At 71.7% G+C, this 2,387-nt stretch carries 2 protein-coding genes; both read right to left on the bottom strand.

The genetic code is table 11. From position 1 onward, the window contains the following. Positions 1 to 113: 113 nt before the first annotated feature. Positions 114 to 1,202, bottom strand: a complete 1,089-nt coding sequence (gene mraY / locus HMPREF0731_RS19720) for a phospho-N-acetylmuramoyl-pentapeptide-transferase (RefSeq protein WP_007005978.1) — start codon at positions 1,200 to 1,202, stop codon at positions 114 to 116. Next, a partial coding sequence (murF, locus tag HMPREF0731_RS19715) for a UDP-N-acetylmuramoyl-tripeptide--D-alanyl-D-alanine ligase (protein ID WP_007005977.1) occupies positions 1,199 to 2,387 on the bottom strand: 1,189 nt, incomplete at its 5' end. The genes mraY and murF, both read right to left, overlap by 4 nt.

The following is a 2,387-nucleotide window of genomic DNA, read 5'->3' as shown; positions in this document are numbered from 1 at the left end:
CTCGGCCAGGCGGCGCGCCGCCGGCAGCCCGGCCCGGCCGAGCCCGACCACCGCCAGGCGCTGGCCGGCGAAGGGGCGGAAGGCCGGGGGAGAGGGGGGCGGCGGCGCTCATCTCAGCGGATCTTCAGCGTGCTGAGGCCGACCAGGGCCAGGATCATGGCGATGATCCAGAAGCGGATCACGATGGTCGCCTCGGCCCAGCCCTTCTTCTCGAAATGGTGGTGCAGCGGCGCCATCAGGAAGACGCGGCGGCCGGTGCGCTTGTACCAGAAGACCTGGATGATGACCGAGACGGTCTCCACCACGAACAGGCCGCCGACGATGGCCAGCACCACCTCATGCTTGGTGGCCACCGCCACGGCGCCGAGCGCGCCGCCGAGCGACAGGCTGCCCGTGTCGCCCATGAACACCTTGGCCGGCGGCGCGTTGAACCACAGGAAGCCGAGCCCCGCGCCGATCAGCGCCGAGCAGAACACCGCCAGCTCGGAGGTGCCGGGCACGCCGTTGAGCTGCAGGTATTCGGCGAAGAGGCGGTTGCCCACCAGGTAGGAGATCAGCCCGAACACGGCGGCGGCCAGCATCACCGGCACGGTGGCCAGGCCGTCCAGCCCGTCGGTCAGGTTCACCGCGTTGGAGGCGCCCATCATCACCAGCATGCCGACCAGCGGGAACAGCACGCCGAAGCCGATCAGCGCGTCCTTGAACACCGGCATGGCCAGCTTGTCGGCCAGCGCGCCCGGCATCAGCGCGGTGATCCAGATGGCGGCGACGAGGCCGACGCCGGCCTGCACCGCCAGCTTGGTCTTGCCGGAGACGCCCTTGGTGTTGCGCTTGGTGACCTTCAGCCAGTCGTCCCAGAAGCCCAGCAGCCCGTAGCCCAGCGTCACCAGCAGCACCGCCCAGACGAAGCCGTTGCGCAGATCCGCCCAGAGCAGGGTGGAGACGGTGAGCGCCAGCAGCATCAGCACGCCGCCCATGGTGGGCGTGCCCTTCTTGGTCAGCAGATGGCCCTCCGGCCCGTCGGTGCGGATCGGCTGGCCGCCATTCTGGAAGGTGCGCAGCCAGGCGATGATGCGCGGGCCGAAGAACAGGCTGATGAACAGCGCCGTCATGCACGCCGCACCCGCCCGGAAGGTCACGTAGCGGAACAGGTTGAACAGGATGAACCCGTCCGCATTCGAGGACAGGAGGTTGAAGATCATGAATGCGCCCCTTCGTGCGGCGCGGCATTCCCCGCCTGCGCCGCCGATGCCAGGGCCCGGACCACCACCGCCATGCGGCTGCCCAGGGACCCCTTGACCAGAATGACATCGCCCGGACGCACGGCCTGCCGCACCAGCGGGGCCAGTTCATCGCTGCTGTCCCGGTGCGCAGCCCGCCGGTTCTCCGGCAGGGCGTCGTACAGGCCGCGCATCAGTGCACCGCAGCAAAATACCATATCCGCCGCCGCCAGCACATCCGGGAGCAGGGATGCATGCAGCGCAGGGCCGTGCTCGCCCAGCTCCCGCATGTCGCCCAGGACAGCAATGCGGCGCCCGCCGGGGCCGGGGATCTGGCTGCCCAGCACGCCGAGGCCCGCGCGCATCGCCGGCGGCTGGCCATTATAGCTGTCATCGATCAGCAGGGCCGATCCGCCGGGCAGGTCCAGCACCACGCGCCCGCCGCGCCCGGCGCCCGGACGAAATTCCGTTAATGCGGCGAGGAAGCCGGCGCGGTCGGCGCCCAGCGCCTCGGCCAGCGCGATGGCGGCCAGCGCGTTCAGCGCCAGGTGCCGCCCCGGGGCGGCCAGCGCCAGCGCATGCGTCTCGCCGCGCAGCGAGAGGGTGGCAAGCCCGCTCTCGGCCCCGCCCCGGTAGTCCAGCAGGCGGTATTCCGCCGCCGGATCGGCGCCGAAGGTGACCATGCGCAGCCCGGCCGCCTCGGCCCGGCCCGCCAGACGGGCAAAGCTGGCGGAATCGCGCGGCAGCACCACCGGCGCGCCGGGCGCGAGGCCCTGCATGATGTCGGCCTTCTCCTCGGCGATCTCCTCGAGGGAGCCGAGATGGCCGATATGGGCGGCCTCCACCGTGGTGATGGCGGCGACATGCGGGGCGGCGAGGCGGGCCAGCGGCGCGATCTCGCCGCGATGGTTCATGCCGATCTCCAGCACGCCATAGGCGGAGTCGCGCGGCATGCGGGCCAGCGTCAGCGGCAGGCCCCACTGGTTGTTGTAGCTGGCCACCGCCGCATGGGTGGGGGCCAGCGCCGCCAGCCCGTGCCGCAGCATTTCTTTCGTGGTGGTCTTGCCGACGCTGCCGGTGATGGCGGCGATGCGCGCGGTGCTGCGCGCGCGCGCGGCGGCGCCCAGGGCCTGCAACCCGGCCAGCGTGTCGCCCACGCGCAGCAGC

Source organism: Pseudoroseomonas cervicalis ATCC 49957 (assembly GCF_000164635.1).
Lineage (GTDB): Bacteria > Pseudomonadota > Alphaproteobacteria > Acetobacterales > Acetobacteraceae > Pseudoroseomonas > Pseudoroseomonas cervicalis.
The sequence above is the reverse complement of the archived record's forward strand: the minus strand, read 5'-3'. Positions and strand labels throughout refer to the sequence as shown.

Coding starts and splice junctions, on each gene's coding strand:
- mraY (WP_007005978.1), bottom strand. CDS start 1,202: ATGATCTTCAACCTCCTGTCCTCGAATGCGGACGGGTTCATCCTGTTC.